Raw genomic sequence first — 17,450 nt, forward strand, 5'->3', positions numbered from 1 at the left:
CGTATCCGAAACAGGAGCTTTTGCGGCGTCCGGGCATGTTGGGGATGCCCTTTTTGCCGGGGCGTTCACTTTTTGGTGGTTTTACAATAAATTTATTTTATATTTCATATAGTTGAATATAAGTTTCATTGGAGGCGTGAATATCTCCTTTTGCCGGGGCAAGCCCCGGAAAAGGCTTGGACTGATTTGTGGCTGGGTGCCGGGCATATATCCATCCGGGAATGGGCGACGCTTAACGTGTCGTACCAGTCGTTGGATGCCGGGTATATTCCGTCCGGCGAACTTGGCCTGCTCCGGCGGCGCATTGGCTGGATGCCGGGCATACCGTCCGGGTTGGTGCCGGAAAAGGGGCCTATCGGGGTATGGAGGTTTGGCGGACGGGATTTCCAAAGTGGGGTTCCCAAGGTGGGGCCGTTCCGCCGCACGGGGGCAGGCTTCGGTACGTTTTCTATGGCAAGGCTTCCAAGGCTCCGTTCCGCCCACGGGTGGCAGTCCTCCAAGGGGGAACCCCCTACCTTTTGCCGGGGGCAAGCCCCGGAAAGGCTTAGGCTGATTTATGGCTGGTTGCCGGGCATATATTCGTCCGGGAATGGGCGACGCTTAACGTGTCGCACCAGTCGTTGGGGGCCGGGTATATATCCGTCCGGCGAACTTGGCCTGCTCCGGCGGAGTATTGGCTGGATGCCGGGCATACCGTCCGGGTTGGTGCCGGAAAAGGGGCCTATTGGGGCATGAAGGTTTGGCGGACGGGATTTCCAAAGTGGGGTTCCCAAGGTGGGGCCGTTCCGCCGCACGGGGGCAGGCTTCGGTACGTCTTCTATGGCAAGGCTTCCAAGGCTCCGTTCAGCCCACGGGTGGCAGGCCTCCAAAGTGGAACCCCTCTACCTTTAATATAATAGAATAGGCACGATCCCGGACAGGCTGCCGGGATACGGCGGCAATGATGCCGATGGGGCCGCAGCAGTGCCGGTATGGATCGGGCTGCGGCGCTGAGGGGAACGGTTTTCCCTTGGATAGCCCCCATCTTCCGCACAGGTGCCCTGCCGCCAAAAGGGGAGCGGGCGCATCTTCCGTGCAAGAACCGGGGCAGAGGATTCACGGTTTCAGAGCGTTGTATTTTGTTGGCGCCCCCCATGTAGGAACCGGGGCTTTGGGGGAAGGTTCTGCCGCCTCTGGAGGCTTTCGCGGGGCGTTTCTTGAGATGGCGTTTTTTCTGTAATTAGGAATTGTTACTTTTTAGGGGTGGCCTGCATACGTTGCCGAAAGGGGCGGCGAAGGAAGAAAGTTTGATATTTTTAGAAAAAAATAATTCATTATCCATAATGTGTTATGCGTAACTAGCTGCAAACTGGCGGTTGACAGAATGCCCCCGATATGACTCGTCCGGGCATAAAAAAAGCTGAAAAATTTTTCATCCCGATGGAAGCCTTGTTTATCGGGGCTTTTGAGGTGAGAGCTTTCGTTTAGGCACGCTGGGGGGTGTTGATCCTCTTCCGGTTTGCGTTTACATCTTTTTCACGCAGAGAGGCATCCCCCCTGACAAGCGAGGGTTCGCTGCCGTATGCCCCCGGTATCGGGGAGAGCATATCAACCCTCGGATATTCAGAAAGTTTTGATAGTGGGTCTCCCCGTTTTAACGAAAGAGCGATGGCTTCGTTGCTCTAAGGCGTCCTTTTTTGCGTCCCGATGGCGGGCGGCCGGACGGCGGATGGTTCAAAAAAGAACTTTTCGGAAAAGAGTGTTGGGCACTAGCCCCAAGTCCCCGGATAGGCTATGCTGGATGTATGAACCTGTTTCCTTCAGTGACAAGCATCTGCTGTTGTGAACGGCAACCAGCCTTTTTTTCTAGATAACGCGAGTGAGATGACGAATGGTTAGTTCTATCAGGAAACGTGACGCACGCATTGTTCCTTTTGACGTGAACAAGATCGCTCAGGCAATCTTCCGTGCCGCCAGCAGTCAGGGGGGGAAGGACTATGTCCTTTCGCTCAAGATAGCCGCCGAAGTGCTGGAGCGTCTTAATGAGCAGTTCGAGGACACCGTCCCCGATGTGGAACAGGTGCAGGATCTGGTAGAAAAGACCCTCATCAAGAGCGGCCATGCCCGTACCGCCAAGGCGTACATCCTGTACCGACACCAGCGGACGAAGATCCGGGAAATGAATACCCGGCTCATGACCACCATCCGCGATCTCACTTTCAAGGATGCCAAGGACAACGATCTCAAGCGCGAGAACGCCAACATCGACGGCGACACCGCTATGGGCATGATGCTGCGCTACGGCAGCGAAAGCTCCAAGCAGTTCTATGAGATGTACATTCTTAACCCGAAGCACAGCCTCGCGCATAAGAACGGCGACATCCATATCCACGACCTCGACTTCCTGACCCTGACGACCACCTGCTGCCAGATAGACATCAAGAAGCTGTTCAAGGGCGGCTTCGGCACGGGGCACGGCTTCCTGCGCGAGCCCAACGACATCCGCAGCTACAGCGCCCTTGCCTGCATCGCCATTCAGGCCAATCAGAATGACCAGCACGGCGGGCAGAGCATCCCGAATTTTGAATACGGCCTCGCCCCCGGCATCGCCAAGACCTTCATCAAGGAACTGTGCATTATCCTTGACCTCTACGATATGGAGGGCAAGGATGCCGTAAAGGCCGCGCTGCGCGCCTACATTGAGGAAAACGAGTCCATCCTTGACGAGAAGGGCCTTGCCTTCGTCCGGGAGGTTCTTGCCGAGCGCGCCCCCGCCCTGAACATTGATTTCGCCATCAAGAAGGCCCTTGAATATACCGAGAAGGCCACGTATCAGGCGATGGAAGCGCTGGTGCACAACCTCAACACCATGCACTCCCGCGCCGGGGCACAGATCCCCTTCAGCTCCATCAACTACGGGACCGATACCTCTCCCGAAGGCCGCATGGTCATCCGCAACGTGCTGCTGGCCACCGAAGCGGGCCTCGGCAACGGCGAGACGCCCATCTTCCCCATCCACATCTTCAAGGTGAAGGAAGGCGTCAATTTCCGGGAAGGCGAGCCCAACTACGATCTGTTCAAGCTCGCCTGCCGCGTGTCCGCCAAGCGCCTGTTCCCGAACTTTTCCTTCATCGACGCGCCGTTCAACCTGGCCTACTACAAGCCCGGCCATCCTGAGACGGAAATCGCCTACATGGGCTGCCGGACGCGCGTCATGGCCAACATAAACGATCCGAGCCGTGAGATCGTCAATGGGCGCGGCAACCTGAGCTTTACGTCCATCAACCTGCCCCGCCTCGGCATCCTTGCGAACCACGACGTCGATGCCTTTTTCGCTGAGCTGGACAAGATGGTGGATTTGGTCTTCGAGCAGCTTCTTGAGCGCCTCGAAATCCAGTCGTGCAAGAAGTGCAAGAATTATCCTTTCCTGATGGGGCAGGGCATCTGGATCGATTCGGATCGGCTCGGCCCGGACGACGAAGTGCGCGAAGTGCTCAAGCACGGCACGCTGACCGTAGGGTTCATCGGCCTTGCGGAGTGCCTCAAGGCGCTCATCGGCAAGCATCATGGCGAGTCCGAGGAGGCGCAGGAGCTTGGCCTCAAGATTGTGGGTTTCATCCGTGAGAAGGCGGACAAGAAGGCCGCCGAGACGAAGCTCAATTTCTCGGTGATCGCGACCCCCGCCGAAGGGCTTTCCGGCAAGTTCGTGCGCCTCGACCGCAAGCGCTTCGGTTCCATCGAAGGCATTACGGATAAGGATTACTATACCAATTCGTTCCACATCCCGGTCTATTACGGCATCAGCGCGTACAACAAGATCCGTTTGGAAGCGCCCTATCACGCGCTGACCAACGGCGGGCACATCACGTATGTGGAAGTGGACGGCGATCCGGTGAACAACCTTGAGGCGTTCGAGGATCTCATCCGGGCCATGAAGGATATGGGCGTCGGCTACGGCTCCATCAACCATCCCGTGGATCGTGATCCGCTGTGCGGCTATACGGGGATCATCGGTGACGTGTGCCCCCGCTGCGGGCGCCATGATGGCGAGGGCGTAGACATCGAAGTCCTGCGCAAGATCAAGGGCTACGTCCGCGACGTGCGTTCCGAAGAGGAGCGCCTCGAGGCCGAGGACAAGAAGCCCAATATGGTGATTTAGCGGATATTGGGGAGGGGAAGGGGAACCCTTCTGGAGAAGGGCTTCCCCTTCCCCTCCCCAAACCCCTCCCTTTCCCCTCCTAAGACTTTCGCTTGGTGGGGAGGCTGCGCGGAGGGAGTCCCTTCCGCGCTGTGAGGTGGGCGTTGTGGGTTTCACCCAAGGCATTTGTTGAGGGGTGTCCCTTCCGTCTGCAAGGGTTGGCTGGGTTCCTCTTTGGGGGGCCGATGCAGTCCTTTTTGGCTGTGGGGTAGTTTGCATGGACTCCTTCAAGGGGGTCCCGATGGAGCCCCTCCCCGTTGCGGGGAGGATGGGTTTCCCCAGCCCCGCTTGTTGGAGCGGGCCTTGGATCGCTGTTGGGACAGCCGGAGCGGTTGGGGACGGCGGGACGAGGACTGTGCATTGATGGGCAAGCAAAATGCGGATGCCCGCATTTTCCGATATACCTATTATTAAACCAAAGTATTGGAGAACGGTTCGATGAACACGGAAAGCAAGAAAGTTTTGGTTGGCGAAGGCGTGAAGTTTGAACGTATCCGTCGCATCACCGGGTACCTCGTCGGTACAGTGGATCGTTTCAACAACGCCAAACGCGCCGAAGTTGAAGACCGCGTGAAGCACTGCAAGATCGGCTGCTGCGGCAACTAGGTCACCCGTTTGGGGAGCCCCTTCCGTTTCTCCTCGGAATACGGAGGGGTTTTCCCATGAAAGTGAACAGCCTGCGTCCCGAAAAGGGAACAGGCTGTTTTGCGGCTTTCCCTCTCTCATGATTATGGGGGGCCGCTGCGCATAGGCGGCGCGGCGGCTTCAGAAGGGAAGGGCGGCAGGTTACTCCGAATCAGAGGTTTTGGTATGAGCGACGAAATACGCATATCCGGCATTGTCGAGGAGTCCATCGTGGATGGCCCGGGCTTGCGCTACGTGCTGTTTACGCAGGGCTGCCCGCACCGCTGCAAGGGCTGCCACAACCCGGCGACGCACCCTTTCGAGGGCGGGCGCATGGTTTCGCCCGACTGGGTGTTTGCGGATGTGCGGAAAAACCCCATCGTGCGCGGGGTGACGTTCAGCGGTGGGGAGCCGTTCGTGCAGAGCGAAAAGCTCGCGCCGCTGGCGGAGCGCCTGCGCGCCGCGGGGTACAACCTGACGAGTTATACCGGGTACCTGTATGAGGAGCTGCTTGCGGACAGCCGGCATATGCCGTTGCTGCGCCAGTTGGATATCCTTGTGGACGGCCCCTTTATACTGGAAGAGAAGTCTTTGGTCATCCGGTTCCGGGGTTCGCGCAACCAGCGCATCATCGACGTGCCCCGCTCGCTGGCGGAAGGCCGCGTAGTCCTCCACCCTGCTATGGATTGAGCAAAGCCCTCCCGGTGTTTCGGGAGGGCTTTTTTTATGGGTTGTATCATGGAAATGGCTGGTGCTTTATTTCCCTCAATACCAAGGGAATAACCAATAAAATTCCCCAATCATAGTCCATCAACGGAAAAATGAGAAAAAAAGCCTCTCTTTTCACCATACTGTGGAGATGAAACAACCACATACTATAACGAGCCTTTCCTTTATGGCGATACGGCGGAAAAGGAAGGCCCTTTCAGGGAATAGAATTGATGGCCTCTGTCATGGGATACGATTGTTTTCTTTCCGTATATGGTGAAAACACAGCCCTTTTCCCCTGTTTTTCCGTTGTGGGCCCCAAGGCTGAGGCGTTTCATCGGTTGGTTGTTGTGCGTTTCAGAAAGGCTCTGTCATAGCATATGGTTGTTTTATTTCAGCAGAATGCTGAAAAGAGAGACTTTTTCTCCAATTTTTCCGCTGACGGACTCCATGATGGGGGAACTTTATCGGTTATCTCTTTGGAATCTCAAGAAATAAAACGTCAACCGTTTCCTATGACACAGCCTTCAGAAAAAGCACTGCCAATCGGTTCGTTATGGCACAGCCAAAATAAAGAAGGGGAACCTTGCCGTTGTGGATAGGGGGCAAGGGTTGCGCTGCGTGCTTGTTGAGGGCACATTGGGGATAGGGAGTCTGTAGGGCCTGCCTCCGGTGTGCCCGCCGTTGGTAGAGTTGCTGAAGATATCCGCCTTTTCGATGGTTTTCTAAGAAATGTATTTTAGATTTCATATGGTTAAATAGAAATCACATTGGAAGCGTAAATGTCTCATCGCTGGGCAGCATTGACAGGAAATAAGGTATGCTCGGAATGATGCTGATTGGCCTGCTTGTGCTCGTGTTGCTTGTAATCCCGTTGTGTATCGGTTTTGTAAGTATAATCAGATGGATCATACGCCGGGTGCGCCGGGATTCCGGCTGTGTTCCGGCTGTCGGGGGAAGGTCGGCCCCGCCGCCGGAGACTGCCGGAGGGGAGGCCGCCCGGACGGAACCCCCGATGCCCGGAGGTACGTTTGGGGCCGAAACGTCTGGAGGGCCGGATTTTCCTTTGGAAAGGGCCTTGGAACCCCAGTTGCCCGTGGAGGATGTTATGGGTGTGCCGCACGATACGGACAGGGCCGCGTTGCAGGATCAATTGCCGGGAAAGGCCATGCCGCAGGGAGAATTGAAGGATTCCGTGGTGTTCCGTTACGCTTTGGTGGCGGGCATCGCGCTGTTGCTTCTGATTCCGCTCCTGATGGTGGAAAGCCTCGTAGGGGAACGCTCGTCGCTGTACCGTGAAGTGGTGGCGGACATCAGCCGGACATGGGGCGGGCTGCAGCAGCTTTCCGGCCCGTACTTGCTGGTTCCGTATACGGAACGTGTGGAGCGGGAACGCGTGGTGCCCGTTGAGGGGGGCGAGGGCAGGCTGGTGCGCGAAACGAGGCTGGAGGCGAGCTATTTCGTCATCCTGCCGTCGCGCCTGTCTTTTGACGCCGTGCTCGACCCCGAATCCCGCCGAAGGGGGATTTATCGGGCGTTGGTATATACGTCCGAGATCGATATTTCCGGGCAGTTTACGTTGCCGTCTAGGGAAGCCCTGACCCGCATCGTCCCCGCGCTGGTCGAAGTGGACTATACTCGGGCCTTTGTGATCACGGGCTTGAGCCATCCGAGCGCGCTCCGCGAGGCGAGCCCGTTCGTTTGGGCCGGAGTCCCGTACGGCGCCGAGCCGGGCACGCAGCCGTTCGAGAACCTTCCGTCCGGTTTCCGTGTCCCCATTGCGCTGAATACGGGGCAGGGGACGTTTGATTTTTCGCAGCGGCTGGCCTTGAGCGGCAGCAGCGGCATCCGGTTTGCGACGGCGGGCGAGAACACCGAGATCAAGGTGCGTTCGCCGTGGCCGCATCCGAGTTTTCAGGGGCAGGTGCTTCCGGCTTCCTACGAAACGTCGGATACGGGTTTCTCCGCTGTGTGGAGCGTGCCCTCACTGGCGCGCTCGTATCCGAACCTTGGGATGCAGCATACATGGCCGAGCGATTTTATGGAGTTCACCGTCGGCGTGGATCTGTATCAGGCCGGTACGCACTACAAGCTGGTGGAGCGCTCGGTGAAATACGGGGTGCTGTTCATCGGGCTGACCTTCCTTGCGTTCATCGTGTTTGAAATGGGGCTTGGGGCGCGGCTGCATCCGGTGCAGTACGGCATCGTGGGGCTGTCGATGGTGGTGTTCTATCTGGTGCTGTTGTCGTTGTCCGAACATCTGGCTTTCCTGGCCTCCTACCTTTCGGCGTCGGTGTGCATTGTACTGATGGTGTCGTGCTATGTCGGTTTCGCCCTGCGGAATTATAAGGAAGGGATGGGCATAGGCGTATTGCTCGTGGCCCTGTATTCGCTGTTGTACACGATCCTGCAAATGGAGGACTATGCCCTGCTTATGGGCACGGCCCTGCTGCTCGTCATGCTTGCCGCCCTCATGGTGGTTTCCCGTAACCTTGCGGGAGGGAGCAGGTAATGTGGCATGTATGGGCTGAGGGAGGTGTGCAGCTCTCCTGAAACAATGATGCATTGCAAAAAGGTGCCCGTCAAAAACAGTATGTAGCGGTTCCTGCGGGAACTATGTTCTATGCAAAACATCCTCCCTGACGCATGTTGGGGAGGATGTTTTGCATTTTTGAATCCGCTTTGATGGGAAAGGGCCCTATTTTATCTTGTCCACAGAGCTTTCTGTATGAAAGAGCGCGCTTCCGTCGATTTTCTGCTTTTCAAGATTGCTTTCCCGCCATGCTTCAAGAATATCCCAGATCCGTAGGGCCTTCTCTACCGCTTTTTGGGGCATGAGCTCTTTATCTGCACTGACAAAACGGCAGGCGGCAATAAAAACGGCCTCTTCCTTTTGGGGTTCCTCAATGCCGCAGAGCCGGATCTTTTCCGCAAGCTGGAGCGCATCCCCTGCCGCGTCGTTAAGCGAGAGTTCCGGGTAGTGGCTGGCGATTTCGCAAGTGCCGATCATGAGGCTTTTTGGTGGGATAGTCATAATTCCTCCTATAAAGGGCATGGAGAGGCGTCTATCCTATTGTCATACCGTTTTCTTGTCATGGTATCTTTCTTTTGGAGAGAAGATACCCTGACATGTATTTAAAAATCTATAATTATGGGAACGTCATTTTCGATAGATGGTATAGAGCTGATAACCGACACATATAAAAAGATATTAGCGATACAAGCTCCAATACGATGTGCAAAAGGGAATACTCCCAATGTGTAAAAAAGAATGGGCCTGATTGAGCCTCGTGAAAGAGGGCATCCACTTTATTCACATGTTGGGAGGAAAAAATATGATTGAATTGAAGATGATGACGGGCAAGGCCGCACTTCGCCTCGCCAAAGAAGAAAGCGGCTTGACCCAAGGTGAGATAGCGGATCGCCTTGGCGTGTCACACGCTGTCACCAAGCGTTACTTCAATATAAACGATGCCTACATGCCGAGCTTGGAAATGATCCCCCGCTTGTGCGTGGCTTTGGGGAATGACATTTTGGTGCGCTGGCTGGAGGCCCGTCTTCAAGGCGGGGAAAAATTTTCCCGCGAGGAAATAGAGGATGAGATGGTACGCGCGGCGAATGCGTTTGAAGAACTGCGGGCCCTCGTAAACGGGGAAGGCGCCTCTCCTTCCGTGCGGGACATGCAGTACGCCGTCAACAGGCTGGTTTTGGAATTGGGATGTATCCAAGAAATACTGTCCGGGCACTCCCTGCACAGGATCAGAGGGGCCTCGCCGCTTTGTCCTTGGTGGAAGTTCCTGAAGAAATAGGCGAGGCTCTGTCAGGGTAAACGGTAGATGTTTTCTTTCCTGCAATGCCGGATGGGAATCAGCGAAAGGCCTCAGTCATGGTTTCTTCAGATAAGATATAAATGCACTATGTTAAACATGTCATGTGGATGTGCCGGATACATGCCTGGCAGAGCCGTAAGAAAAAAGGGACGCCCGCAGCGTCCCTTTTGCATCCCCCGCCTCCATCCCCGTTGGTTGGGCGGCATTTCAAGGTGGGGCATCCCGTTTTCCCATAAGCAGGCCGCATCGTGCGGGTCCCGGCTTCCCCCGGCGGTCGTGCGGCTCACCATCAACTTTTGGATAGATTGCATAGCCTCGGTTTTCCCCGGCGGGTATGGCGGCTTGCACCTCGGAGTGGAAGTGGATCTGTCATAGTATGTGATTGTTTCATCCCCACAGTGCGGTGAAAATCCGGCCTTTTCCTTCGGCTTTCCCCTTGGCGGAATCCATAGCCAAGGCATTTTGCTGGTTATTCCTTGAAGTTCCAAAGGAATAGCTCACAAAATACCCCAATCATGGAGCCCATTAGCGGAAAAATCAGAGAGAAAGTATATATTTTCAGCGTACTACAGAAACAAAACAACCATATGCTATGACAGGGCCTAAGTTTCTTGGCCTCGGCGTCCCCCGGCGGTCGTGCGGCTTGTCGTCAACTTTTGGACGGGCCGCATAGCCTCGGTTTTTCCCCGGCGGGCATGGCGGCTTGTCAATATCGGCATATCGGCGTTGTTCTCGGCCTGCGGGTTTCCCTCCGGCGGGCTGGCGGCTTTCCCCGGAGGGGGACGGTCAGCGTTTTCCTCCAAGATACCGGACGCACAGGATGGTCATGTCGTCCGAGGCGGCGTTGCCGTCAACATGGACGGACACGTCATCAAGCATATGCCGGAGCACGGAGGCCGGCTCCCGTGACGGCGAGGAGGCGAGGGCGCGGATCATCGCCTCATTGGAGTAGACGTCGCCTTCCGCGTTCATGGCCTCATTCACCCCGTCGGTATAGAGGAAGAGGGTTTCGCCGGGCCGGATCACAGTGCGAAGCAAGGTATAGCTCATGCCTTCCATCGCGCCGACCACGGGCCCGCTGATGCCTTTGAGCCATGCCGTGCCGTCGTCGCTGAGCCGAAGCGGGGGATTGTGCCCGCCGTTGGCGTAGAGCAGTTCCCCGGTATCCAGATCGAGCACGCCGATAAACAGCGTGACGAACATGCACTTGGCATTGTCGCGGGCGAGGTTTTCGTTGACCTCGGCCATGAGGTGTTCCGGCGAGGGATGGGAACCCGCCCGCGAGCGGATGAGGGTCAAGGTCATGCTCATGAACAGCGAGGCGGGCACGCCCTTGTCGGACACGTCCCCGATGATGAAACACAGGTGCCTGTCGTCGAGCATAAAGAAATCGTACAGGTCGCCGCCCACTTCACGGGCGGGGACGAGGCTCGCCGCCAGTGAGAACCGCCCGGCGGCGACGTCCGGGGGCAAGGGTTTGGGCAGAAAGCCCATCTGGATTTCGGTGGCGGCGCTGAGTTCACCTTCGAGGCGTTCGCGGCTGGATGTGGCCTCCATAAGCTCACGGACCCGTGACCGGAGGGTCTTGTCCATGAACATCAGCGAGTTGGCGAGGCTGGCGATCTCTTCGCCGTGTTTGCCGTCTGCGAGGGCGGCGAGCAGGGGCGTCGGGCGTGCGTCCTCCATGAAATCCTGCTCCGGGAGCTTGCGGGCGTAGTCCCCAAGCTTCGCCAGCGGCGAGGTCAGCCGCGTGACCATAAGGAGCGCCACGGGCAGGATGAACAGCGTAGCCGCGAGGATGGCCGCGATGAGCAGGAACGAAAGCCGCTTGCCGGGCGCGCCGGCCTCGTCGGTGTAGACGACGCCGGTGACATACCAATCGAACGGCTTGACGTGGCGCACGAAAAGCAGGGCGTCGCGGGCCGGGGCGTCGCTGATCAGGGAGCTGATCGATGCCTCAACGGGGTTTTCCGGTGTTTCCGCTGCGTTGCGTATATCGGTGATGAGGGGGTTGCCGGTTTTGGGGTTGACGCCGGAGAGGGCGGCGTCCATACCTTCCGGCCCGATTACCGGGGTGCCTTCGGCGTCCGTGACGAACAGGAAGCCCGAAGGCCCTATCCGCTGTTTCCCGAATTCGTTTTGGAGCTCCCTGATGCTGTCTTCCTTAAGCCGCTGCTGGTGTTCGTCGAGCTTGTCGATGTTGGCCCACAGGCCCACGAGCAGCCCGCCCTCTCCGGGGAGGTACAGGTGCGTCCCGTAGAGCCGCTGTTTTTTGCCCCCGGCGTCCCACTGGACGAAACAGGTTGCGGGGAGGCCCTTTTCCGCGAGGGCGCGCATGGCGGGGCCCACGGGCCGGTCTTTGATGTCGCGGAGGCGGTAGGGGTTGTCATCCTTCTTCAGATCGCCGCGCACGAGCCTGATCTCACCGTTGGGGCCGAGCGCCGTGAGGCTGATCCCCTCAGGCAGGGGGAAACTTTGCATGATTTTAAAGCGTTCGGATGGATCATGCACCAGCGTGGTGATGAGTTTCGCCAGCCAGCCGAGGTTGTTCTGGAGCGCGACGGCCTGATCCGCCTTGCTGCGGAACAGGATCTGGTAGCGATCCGTCACGTTGAATGCCGCGAGGGCAACGGTGTTTACGCTGCTTCGGCGCTGCTCCTCCAGCATGGTTCTTTTCACGCTGTACATGGAGAACAGGCCCACCCCCACAGCGAGCAGGATCAGCGACCCCGCGACGAGCAGCACCAATTTATTCTTTGTGGACAGGATCATCGTTCGTCTCAGGGCTGGTTGCCACGGGCGCGCGCCCGCCTTGCCGGGTCGCCCCATTCCGGCGTCCTTTGTCTAGCATCCTTTTCTTTGGGAAGGAATACACGCCGCGCTTCAGGAAAGGAAACCCCGTCCCTCTCCCACCCTCGGCTCCCCAAGCCCCACAGTCCCGCGCCCGGAAAAGGCGGCATCCAAAAATATAAGCCCGGAACGCATTGGAATCTATTGCCCCTTCACACAAGTGTCAAACGGCGATGGTTCCCTGTACGGCGTTTGGGGATTCCGCCCCTTCCGCCTCTTCCTTTCCATTGCCGGGAGGCGTAGGCATGGCACAAGAAAACCATAGGGCCGGGCCTTCCGGCCTTATGGGGATCTGTCCGCTTTTTCGATGGTTTTCTAAAAATTCGTTTTGAGTTTCATATGGTTGAAAATACGGCTTTCATTGCGGAAGCGAATGTCTCCTTATGGGGGATCTGTTGCACAGAAGAGGAATCTGTGGCACCACCGGAACCCGTTCTGAAAGGGATGCGGGAACAGTTTTTTGGGCCCCGGCCTTTCCGGGAGGCGGCCCTGAAAAGGCCAGCCCCGCCGCATTGATGAAACCCCGCCGTTACAGCAGGAAGGAATGGCATGGATACATGGCTTGAGTGGATTGGTTTTTTGTGCATTGCCCTTGCCGCAGGATGGTTCTTTTTCCATAAGCGGATGGCGGAAGGCGAACTCGCGGAGAAGGAAGAGGACGCACGGAAGAACGCGCCGCTTTTCTCCTCAGGCGAGGGGATTTGCGGGCAGGATGATGGAGATGGCGGGGACGGCGATGCCGATGGGGACGGGGGGGATGACTGAGGCGGCTTCCGGGGGCCGCTGGGCCGCCCAGCCAAGGCGTTTGCTTGGGGCGGCATGGTCGGGGCGCCGCATGTGGAAAGCGCCCGCACCCTCCCATAGGGCAAAGGCCTTTCCGGGCGTCTGAAAGGGCCTTTGCCGTTTTTGGGCGCTGGAAGCCGCTATTCGCGCTCAAGCCCCTTCACGTCGATGCGATATTTGCGGATTTTCGACCAAAGGGTGCTCGGATTGAGGCCGAGGAGTTCGGCGGCGCCGTCCCGCCCGGAGATTTTGCCGTTGGTGCGGTTGAGCGCCTTAATGATGTGGCTGACGGTGACCTCGTTGAATGTCTGGAATGGTTCTGCATGGCCCTTTTTGCTGTCCGGCTCCTGCCCGCCCTTTGGGGGAGGGGCGTCAAATGCGCGATCGCCGGAATGTTCGGAAAGGATATTCAGGAAATTATCGGTAAAGACGGGCTGGAGGCAGGAGCAAACGTCGAGATGTTCCTGTGTGTAGTTGTCCATGCCTACTGATATTACGGCCATCGTAACGCTTGTTTCCTTCAGCATATTGAACGTCAGGGGGATGTATATGGCGGATGTGTCCACCTTATAGACGGAACGGTGCACGTCGGCATACGCGCAGGTTTCATGCCCTGTAAAGATTTTTAGATTGAAGGCGCCTTCACTGAAAAAGTGCTTCTCAGTCCTCAACCGCACCATACTTTCCTGAGAAATGGAAAAATGGTCGTTGACGTTGAAGGCGGATGTTTTGCCGCATTCTGCCAATTTGGCAATGGCCCCCTCCACGGATCGGAAGAGGAACACGGAGGAGACGGGCATCATCATGGAGAGGAACACCGCCGCCCTCTTTACGAAGAAGTCCAAGGACGCATCGGACAAAACAGAATTGATGAACTTTCTGAAGATTTCTTCAGGCGGGTACCTCATGGCTCAACCTCTTCCCCTGTGCGCTATGCGTATTTTCTCCATTATAAGGTAGCCAGCTTGAATGGACGTAGGGATACGTTTTCCCGTCTGGCCGCGTTCCGGAAGGGAACGGCGGAGGAGAAAGATTATTCTTTTTGTTTTATAATATATGGAAAAGAAAAACCATCTTTTTCCGTTTCGTTTTATAAAACGATATAGGCGGGCGACTCTTTTTATAGAGGCGCATGCAATGCCATGACGTCGAATGGTTCCTTGCCCGCCTTTGTAAAATGATTTCCTGTAGAGAACCCCCGTTCTTTTTTATGGCTGTCCCCCTCCAAAGGCATATTTTTTATCATGCTGAAACAATGGATTCTTTGTATGTTTTCCCTCTGAGGCGGCAAGGACAGGCAGGGAAAGGGCCAAGGATGAAACGCCCGCAAAGGCGGGAAGACGTTGCCGGGCACAGCGTTTTTTCGTCGGGGTTCCAGAAGCCTCATCTTGTGGGATCTGTGTTTCCAACGGGTTATTCCAGCAGTAGAAAAGGGCTCCATAGAGGCGTTTACCCGGCCGGTGAGGGGCCGTTTCCCTGATGTTTACGCGCGCCCGGTGAGGCATTTTCAGATGAGGATGTGAAACGGCGCGATCCGTATCGTGCCCCGCAAAGATGAAAAAACAGCAATCCGTCATAAATCGGAAGGCCGTGCCATAGAAAACGGCTGCTATTTTTTTCCTTGAAGCTCCAAAGGGATAACCAGCAAAATACGTTAGCCGTGGGATTCCGCCAAGGGGAAAACCGGAGAAAAAGGCTGTATGTTCACCGTGCCGTGGAGATGAACCAACCATATGCCATGACAGATCCAATCGAAAAACCAGCAATGCTCTGTCATCGCATATGGTCGTTTTATTTTTGCAGTAGGCCGTGCCATAGAAAACGGCTGGTGTTTTTTTCCTTGAAGCACCAAAGGGATAACCAGCAAAATGCGTTAACCGTGGATTCCGCCAAGGGGAAAAACGGGGAAAAAGGCTGTATGTTCACCGTGCCGTGGAGATGAACCAACCACATGCCATGACAGTCCAATAGGAAAAACAGCAAGGTTCTATCATGGTATATGGTCGTTTTATTTTTGCAGTAGGCTGAAACTATAGATTTTTTATCATGTTTCCCGCTGATAGGGTCCATGATTGGGACATTTTATTTGTTTCGTTATTCCCTTGGAATTTCAAGAAAGCATCAACCGTTTTATGGCACAGCCAACAGCCAAAAAGCCATGTGGAGCCTTAATGCGCGTATTGGGATGCGGAACCCGACCTCTTTTTACAGCGGGAAAAGGAGGCCCCGATCTTGATTTTCACCTTTTCGGTGGTTTCCTAAAATGAGTTTTGAATTGGCTCTGTTATAGTATATGGTTGTTTCATCTCCACAAGTGCGATGAAAAATAGAGCTTTTTTCCAGTTTTCCCCTCGGCGGGATCTACGGTTAAGGCATTTTCCCGGTTATCTCTTTGTAATTTCAAGGGAAAAAGTATCAACCATTTTTATAATACAGCCTTTGAATTTCATTGGCGCTGTCATAGTATGTGGTTGTTTCATCTCCACAGCCGGTGAAAATACAGCCTTTTTCCCCAGTTTTCCTCTTGGCGGGATCCACGGTTAGGGCACTTTGTTGGTTGTTCCTTTGAAACTTCAAGGAAAAAGGCATCAACCACTTTCTAGGACACAGGCATTTCATTTAGTTGAAATGCAACTTCATTGAAAATGTGAATGCCTCCCCCTTGAAGGCGTGCAGAGCAAAAGCCGGTTGATCCGAAGATCAACCGGCTTTGTTTCCAGCGCCGGAAGCGCAGCGTTTTTGCAGGCTGGCTGAAGGATGCGGAATCCTTCAGCCAGCCTGTTTCATGAATGTTTACGGCAGCATCCACTGCCAGACGGTAGCCTGAAGATAGGTCAGTATGCAGATGAACAGCGTCATGGCGATGCTGTGCCCAAGAGCGAAGCGGAAGAGGTTGCCTTCCTGCCCAATCATGCCGGTGGCGGCTGTGGCCACGCTGATGGACTGGGGCGAAATCATCTTGCCGGTGACGCCGCCGGAGGAGTTCACGGCTACGGCGAGTTCGGGGGGCATGCCCACGGCCTGCGCGGTGGAGCGCTGCATGCCGCAGAAGAGGGCGTTGGACGAGGTGTCGGAGCCGGTCAGGAACACGCCGAGCCAGCCGAGGAGCGGGGCGAAGAACGGGAACAGGCTGCCGGTCTTGGTGAAGCCGATGCCGAGGGTCGTGCTCATGCCGGAGTAGTTCATGAGGAAGGCCAGGCCAAGGATGGTGGCGATGGTCAGCACGGGGAAGCGGAGCTGGTGGATCGTGGAGAAGAAGCAGGACACGGCCTTGCCGAAGCTGTACTTGGGCATAAAGGGCACGGCGAAGAAGCCGGACAGCAGGATGGCGGTTCCGCCCGCGGAGAGCCAGCCGAACTTGAAGAACGCGGGATAGGGGGCTTCGGCGGGCACGATGGGCACGGTACGGTTGACCATGCCGTCAAGCATGGGCCATGCGAAGCCCTTGGTGGCGATGCTGCCGCTGATGCTGTCGAGGAACGTCTTGAACTGCGGCAGGCCCCAGAAGAACACCATGACCGCCAATATGATGAACGGCACCCATGCGCGGATGACTTCACCGAAAGAATAGCCCTTCCCGGTCAGCACGGTGGGCTTTTCGCCCTCGAAGCGCCAGATGGTGGAGGGCTTCCAGAAGCGGAGGAGGATTACGAGGCCGACGATGGTGATGATGGCGGACATGATGTCCGGCAGGGTCGGGCCGTGGTAGTTCGAGAATACGAACTGCGAAAGGGCGAAGCAGAGGCCGGCCACGAGGATGGCGGGCAGCACTTCGAGGCTCCGCTTGAAGCCGCACATGGTCACGCACAGCCACAGCGGCACGACCACGGACAAGAAGGGAAGCTGGCGGCCCACAATGGCGCTGATGAGGTTGGGATCAAAACCGGATACCTGCCCCGCCACGATGACCGGCACGCCGATGGCGCCGAAGGCGACGGGCGCGGTATTGGCGATAAGGCACAGCCCGGCGGCGTACAGAGGGTTGAACCCGATGCCCGCGAGCATGGCGGCGGTGATGGCTACGGGAGTGCCGAAGCCCGCGGTGCCTTCAAGGAACGCGCCGAAGGCGAAGGCGATGAACAGCGCCTGCAGGCGGCGGTCATCGGTGAGCCGGGCCAGCGAGTCCTTGATGATCTCGAATTCGCCGGACTCCACGGTCATGTTGTACACCCACACCGCCGTGATCACGATCCAGACGATGGGGAACAGCCCGTTCGCCATGCCGTAAGTGACGGAGCTCACCGCGGTGCCGAGCGGCATCCCCCACAGGGCCACGGCCAAAACAAACGCCACAGCCAACCCCACAATGGCGGCTACATGGCCTTTGGCGCGGCGTATCGCCAGCATGTAGAACAGCACCATCAAAGGAATCGCCGCAGAAAGCGCAGAGAGCACCACGCCCCCCGCCGGATCATAGACCTGTGTCCACGCCATCGAAAGAATCCCTCGCTGCACTAAACGTTCAAGAAGCGCATCCG

General features: G+C 56.6%; 12 protein-coding genes. 7 read left to right on the forward strand and 5 right to left on the reverse strand.

The window, feature by feature from the left end; genetic code table 11:
- The first annotated feature begins 1,870 nt into the window (after positions 1–1,870).
- The 5 genes from AC6I1V_RS17765 to creD all read left to right on the forward strand — a co-directional run bounded on the left by AC6I1V_RS17765 (position 1,871) and on the right by creD (position 8,021).
- Positions 1,871–4,138, forward strand: coding sequence for an anaerobic ribonucleoside triphosphate reductase (locus AC6I1V_RS17765; RefSeq protein ID WP_479858642.1), 2,268 nt, complete (start codon positions 1,871–1,873; stop codon positions 4,136–4,138).
- A gap of 477 nt (positions 4,139–4,615) precedes the next feature.
- Positions 4,616–4,783, forward strand: a complete 168-nt coding sequence (gene nrdD, locus AC6I1V_RS17770) for an anaerobic ribonucleoside-triphosphate reductase (RefSeq protein ID WP_005024786.1) — start codon at positions 4,616–4,618, stop codon at positions 4,781–4,783.
- A 204-nt stretch (positions 4,784–4,987) separates the two neighbouring features.
- Positions 4,988–5,491, forward strand: coding sequence for an anaerobic ribonucleoside-triphosphate reductase activating protein (gene nrdG / locus AC6I1V_RS17775; RefSeq protein ID WP_302551892.1), 504 nt, complete (start codon positions 4,988–4,990; stop codon positions 5,489–5,491).
- A 398-nt stretch (positions 5,492–5,889) separates the two neighbouring features.
- Positions 5,890–6,111: a hypothetical protein gene (locus AC6I1V_RS17780; RefSeq protein WP_497737292.1), complete on the forward strand. Its 222-nt coding sequence runs from the start codon at positions 5,890–5,892 to the stop codon at positions 6,109–6,111.
- Between the two features lie 218 nt (positions 6,112–6,329).
- The gene (gene creD / locus AC6I1V_RS17785) at positions 6,330–8,021 is read left to right on the forward strand and encodes a cell envelope integrity protein CreD (protein WP_497737293.1); all 1,692 of its coding nucleotides are present in this window, start codon (positions 6,330–6,332) and stop codon (positions 8,019–8,021) included.
- A gap of 186 nt (positions 8,022–8,207) precedes the next feature.
- On the opposite strand, the gene AC6I1V_RS17790 is transcribed toward creD, so the two are convergent.
- Positions 8,208–8,543: a hypothetical protein gene (locus AC6I1V_RS17790; RefSeq protein ID WP_479859484.1), complete on the reverse strand. Its 336-nt coding sequence runs from the start codon at positions 8,541–8,543 to the stop codon at positions 8,208–8,210.
- A gap of 301 nt (positions 8,544–8,844) precedes the next feature.
- Here AC6I1V_RS17790 and AC6I1V_RS17795 point away from each other — a divergent pair, with 301 nt between their 5' ends.
- Positions 8,845–9,318 carry a helix-turn-helix domain-containing protein gene (locus tag AC6I1V_RS17795; protein ID WP_308772122.1) on the forward strand — a complete coding sequence of 158 codons (474 nt, stop codon included), beginning with the start codon at positions 8,845–8,847 and terminating at the stop codon, positions 9,316–9,318.
- An 807-nt stretch (positions 9,319–10,125) separates the two neighbouring features.
- Here AC6I1V_RS17795 and AC6I1V_RS17800 read toward each other — a convergent pair.
- Positions 10,126–12,111 carry a SpoIIE family protein phosphatase gene (locus tag AC6I1V_RS17800; protein WP_497737294.1) on the reverse strand — a complete coding sequence of 662 codons (1,986 nt, stop codon included), beginning with the start codon at positions 12,109–12,111 and terminating at the stop codon, positions 10,126–10,128.
- Between the two features lie 627 nt (positions 12,112–12,738).
- On the opposite strand from AC6I1V_RS17800, the gene AC6I1V_RS17805 reads away from it, so the two are divergent.
- Positions 12,739–12,954 (forward strand): hypothetical protein, encoded by a 216-nt coding sequence (locus AC6I1V_RS17805; protein WP_302551886.1) that lies wholly within the window; start codon positions 12,739–12,741, stop codon positions 12,952–12,954.
- A 158-nt stretch (positions 12,955–13,112) separates the two neighbouring features.
- Here the strand turns inward: AC6I1V_RS17805 and AC6I1V_RS17810 are convergent, their stop codons facing one another.
- From AC6I1V_RS17810 to AC6I1V_RS17820, 3 genes are all read right to left on the reverse strand, one after another.
- Entirely contained in the window at positions 13,113–13,880 is a 768-nt protein-coding gene (locus AC6I1V_RS17810) for a helix-turn-helix domain-containing protein (protein WP_302551885.1), read from the reverse strand.
- A gap of 300 nt (positions 13,881–14,180) precedes the next feature.
- Positions 14,181–14,705, reverse strand: a complete 525-nt coding sequence (locus AC6I1V_RS17815) for a hypothetical protein (RefSeq protein WP_486854630.1) — start codon at positions 14,703–14,705, stop codon at positions 14,181–14,183.
- 1,060 nt (positions 14,706–15,765) lie between these two features.
- Complete coding sequence (locus tag AC6I1V_RS17820; protein ID WP_337431391.1) at positions 15,766–17,406, reverse strand: L-lactate permease; 1,641 nt, start codon at positions 17,404–17,406, stop codon at positions 15,766–15,768.
- Positions 17,407–17,450: the final 44 nt, after the last annotated feature.

Source organism: Bilophila sp. T19-St14 (assembly GCF_059728385.1).

What these genes read in the sequence shown, in the direction of transcription:
- AC6I1V_RS17820 (WP_337431391.1), bottom strand. Translation starts at nt 17,406, where the DNA reads ATGGCGTGGACACAGGTCTATGATCCGGCGGGGGGCGTGGTGCTCTCT.
- nrdD (WP_005024786.1), top strand. Translation starts at nt 4,616, where the DNA reads ATGAACACGGAAAGCAAGAAAGTTTTGGTTGGCGAAGGCGTGAAGTTT.
- creD (WP_497737293.1), top strand. Translation starts at nt 6,330, where the DNA reads ATGCTCGGAATGATGCTGATTGGCCTGCTTGTGCTCGTGTTGCTTGTA.
- AC6I1V_RS17815 (WP_486854630.1), bottom strand. Translation starts at nt 14,705, where the DNA reads ATGGTTGGTTCATCTCCACGGCACGGTGAACATACAGCCTTTTTCTCC.
- AC6I1V_RS17795 (WP_308772122.1), top strand. Translation starts at nt 8,845, where the DNA reads ATGATTGAATTGAAGATGATGACGGGCAAGGCCGCACTTCGCCTCGCC.
- AC6I1V_RS17810 (WP_302551885.1), bottom strand. Translation starts at nt 13,880, where the DNA reads ATGAGGTACCCGCCTGAAGAAATCTTCAGAAAGTTCATCAATTCTGTT.
- nrdG (WP_302551892.1), top strand. Translation starts at nt 4,988, where the DNA reads ATGAGCGACGAAATACGCATATCCGGCATTGTCGAGGAGTCCATCGTG.
- AC6I1V_RS17805 (WP_302551886.1), top strand. Translation starts at nt 12,739, where the DNA reads ATGGATACATGGCTTGAGTGGATTGGTTTTTTGTGCATTGCCCTTGCC.
- AC6I1V_RS17765 (WP_479858642.1), top strand. Translation starts at nt 1,871, where the DNA reads ATGGTTAGTTCTATCAGGAAACGTGACGCACGCATTGTTCCTTTTGAC.
- AC6I1V_RS17780 (WP_497737292.1), top strand. Translation starts at nt 5,890, where the DNA reads ATGGTTGTTTTATTTCAGCAGAATGCTGAAAAGAGAGACTTTTTCTCC.
- AC6I1V_RS17790 (WP_479859484.1), bottom strand. Translation starts at nt 8,543, where the DNA reads ATGACTATCCCACCAAAAAGCCTCATGATCGGCACTTGCGAAATCGCC.
- AC6I1V_RS17800 (WP_497737294.1), bottom strand. Translation starts at nt 12,111, where the DNA reads ATGATCCTGTCCACAAAGAATAAATTGGTGCTGCTCGTCGCGGGGTCG.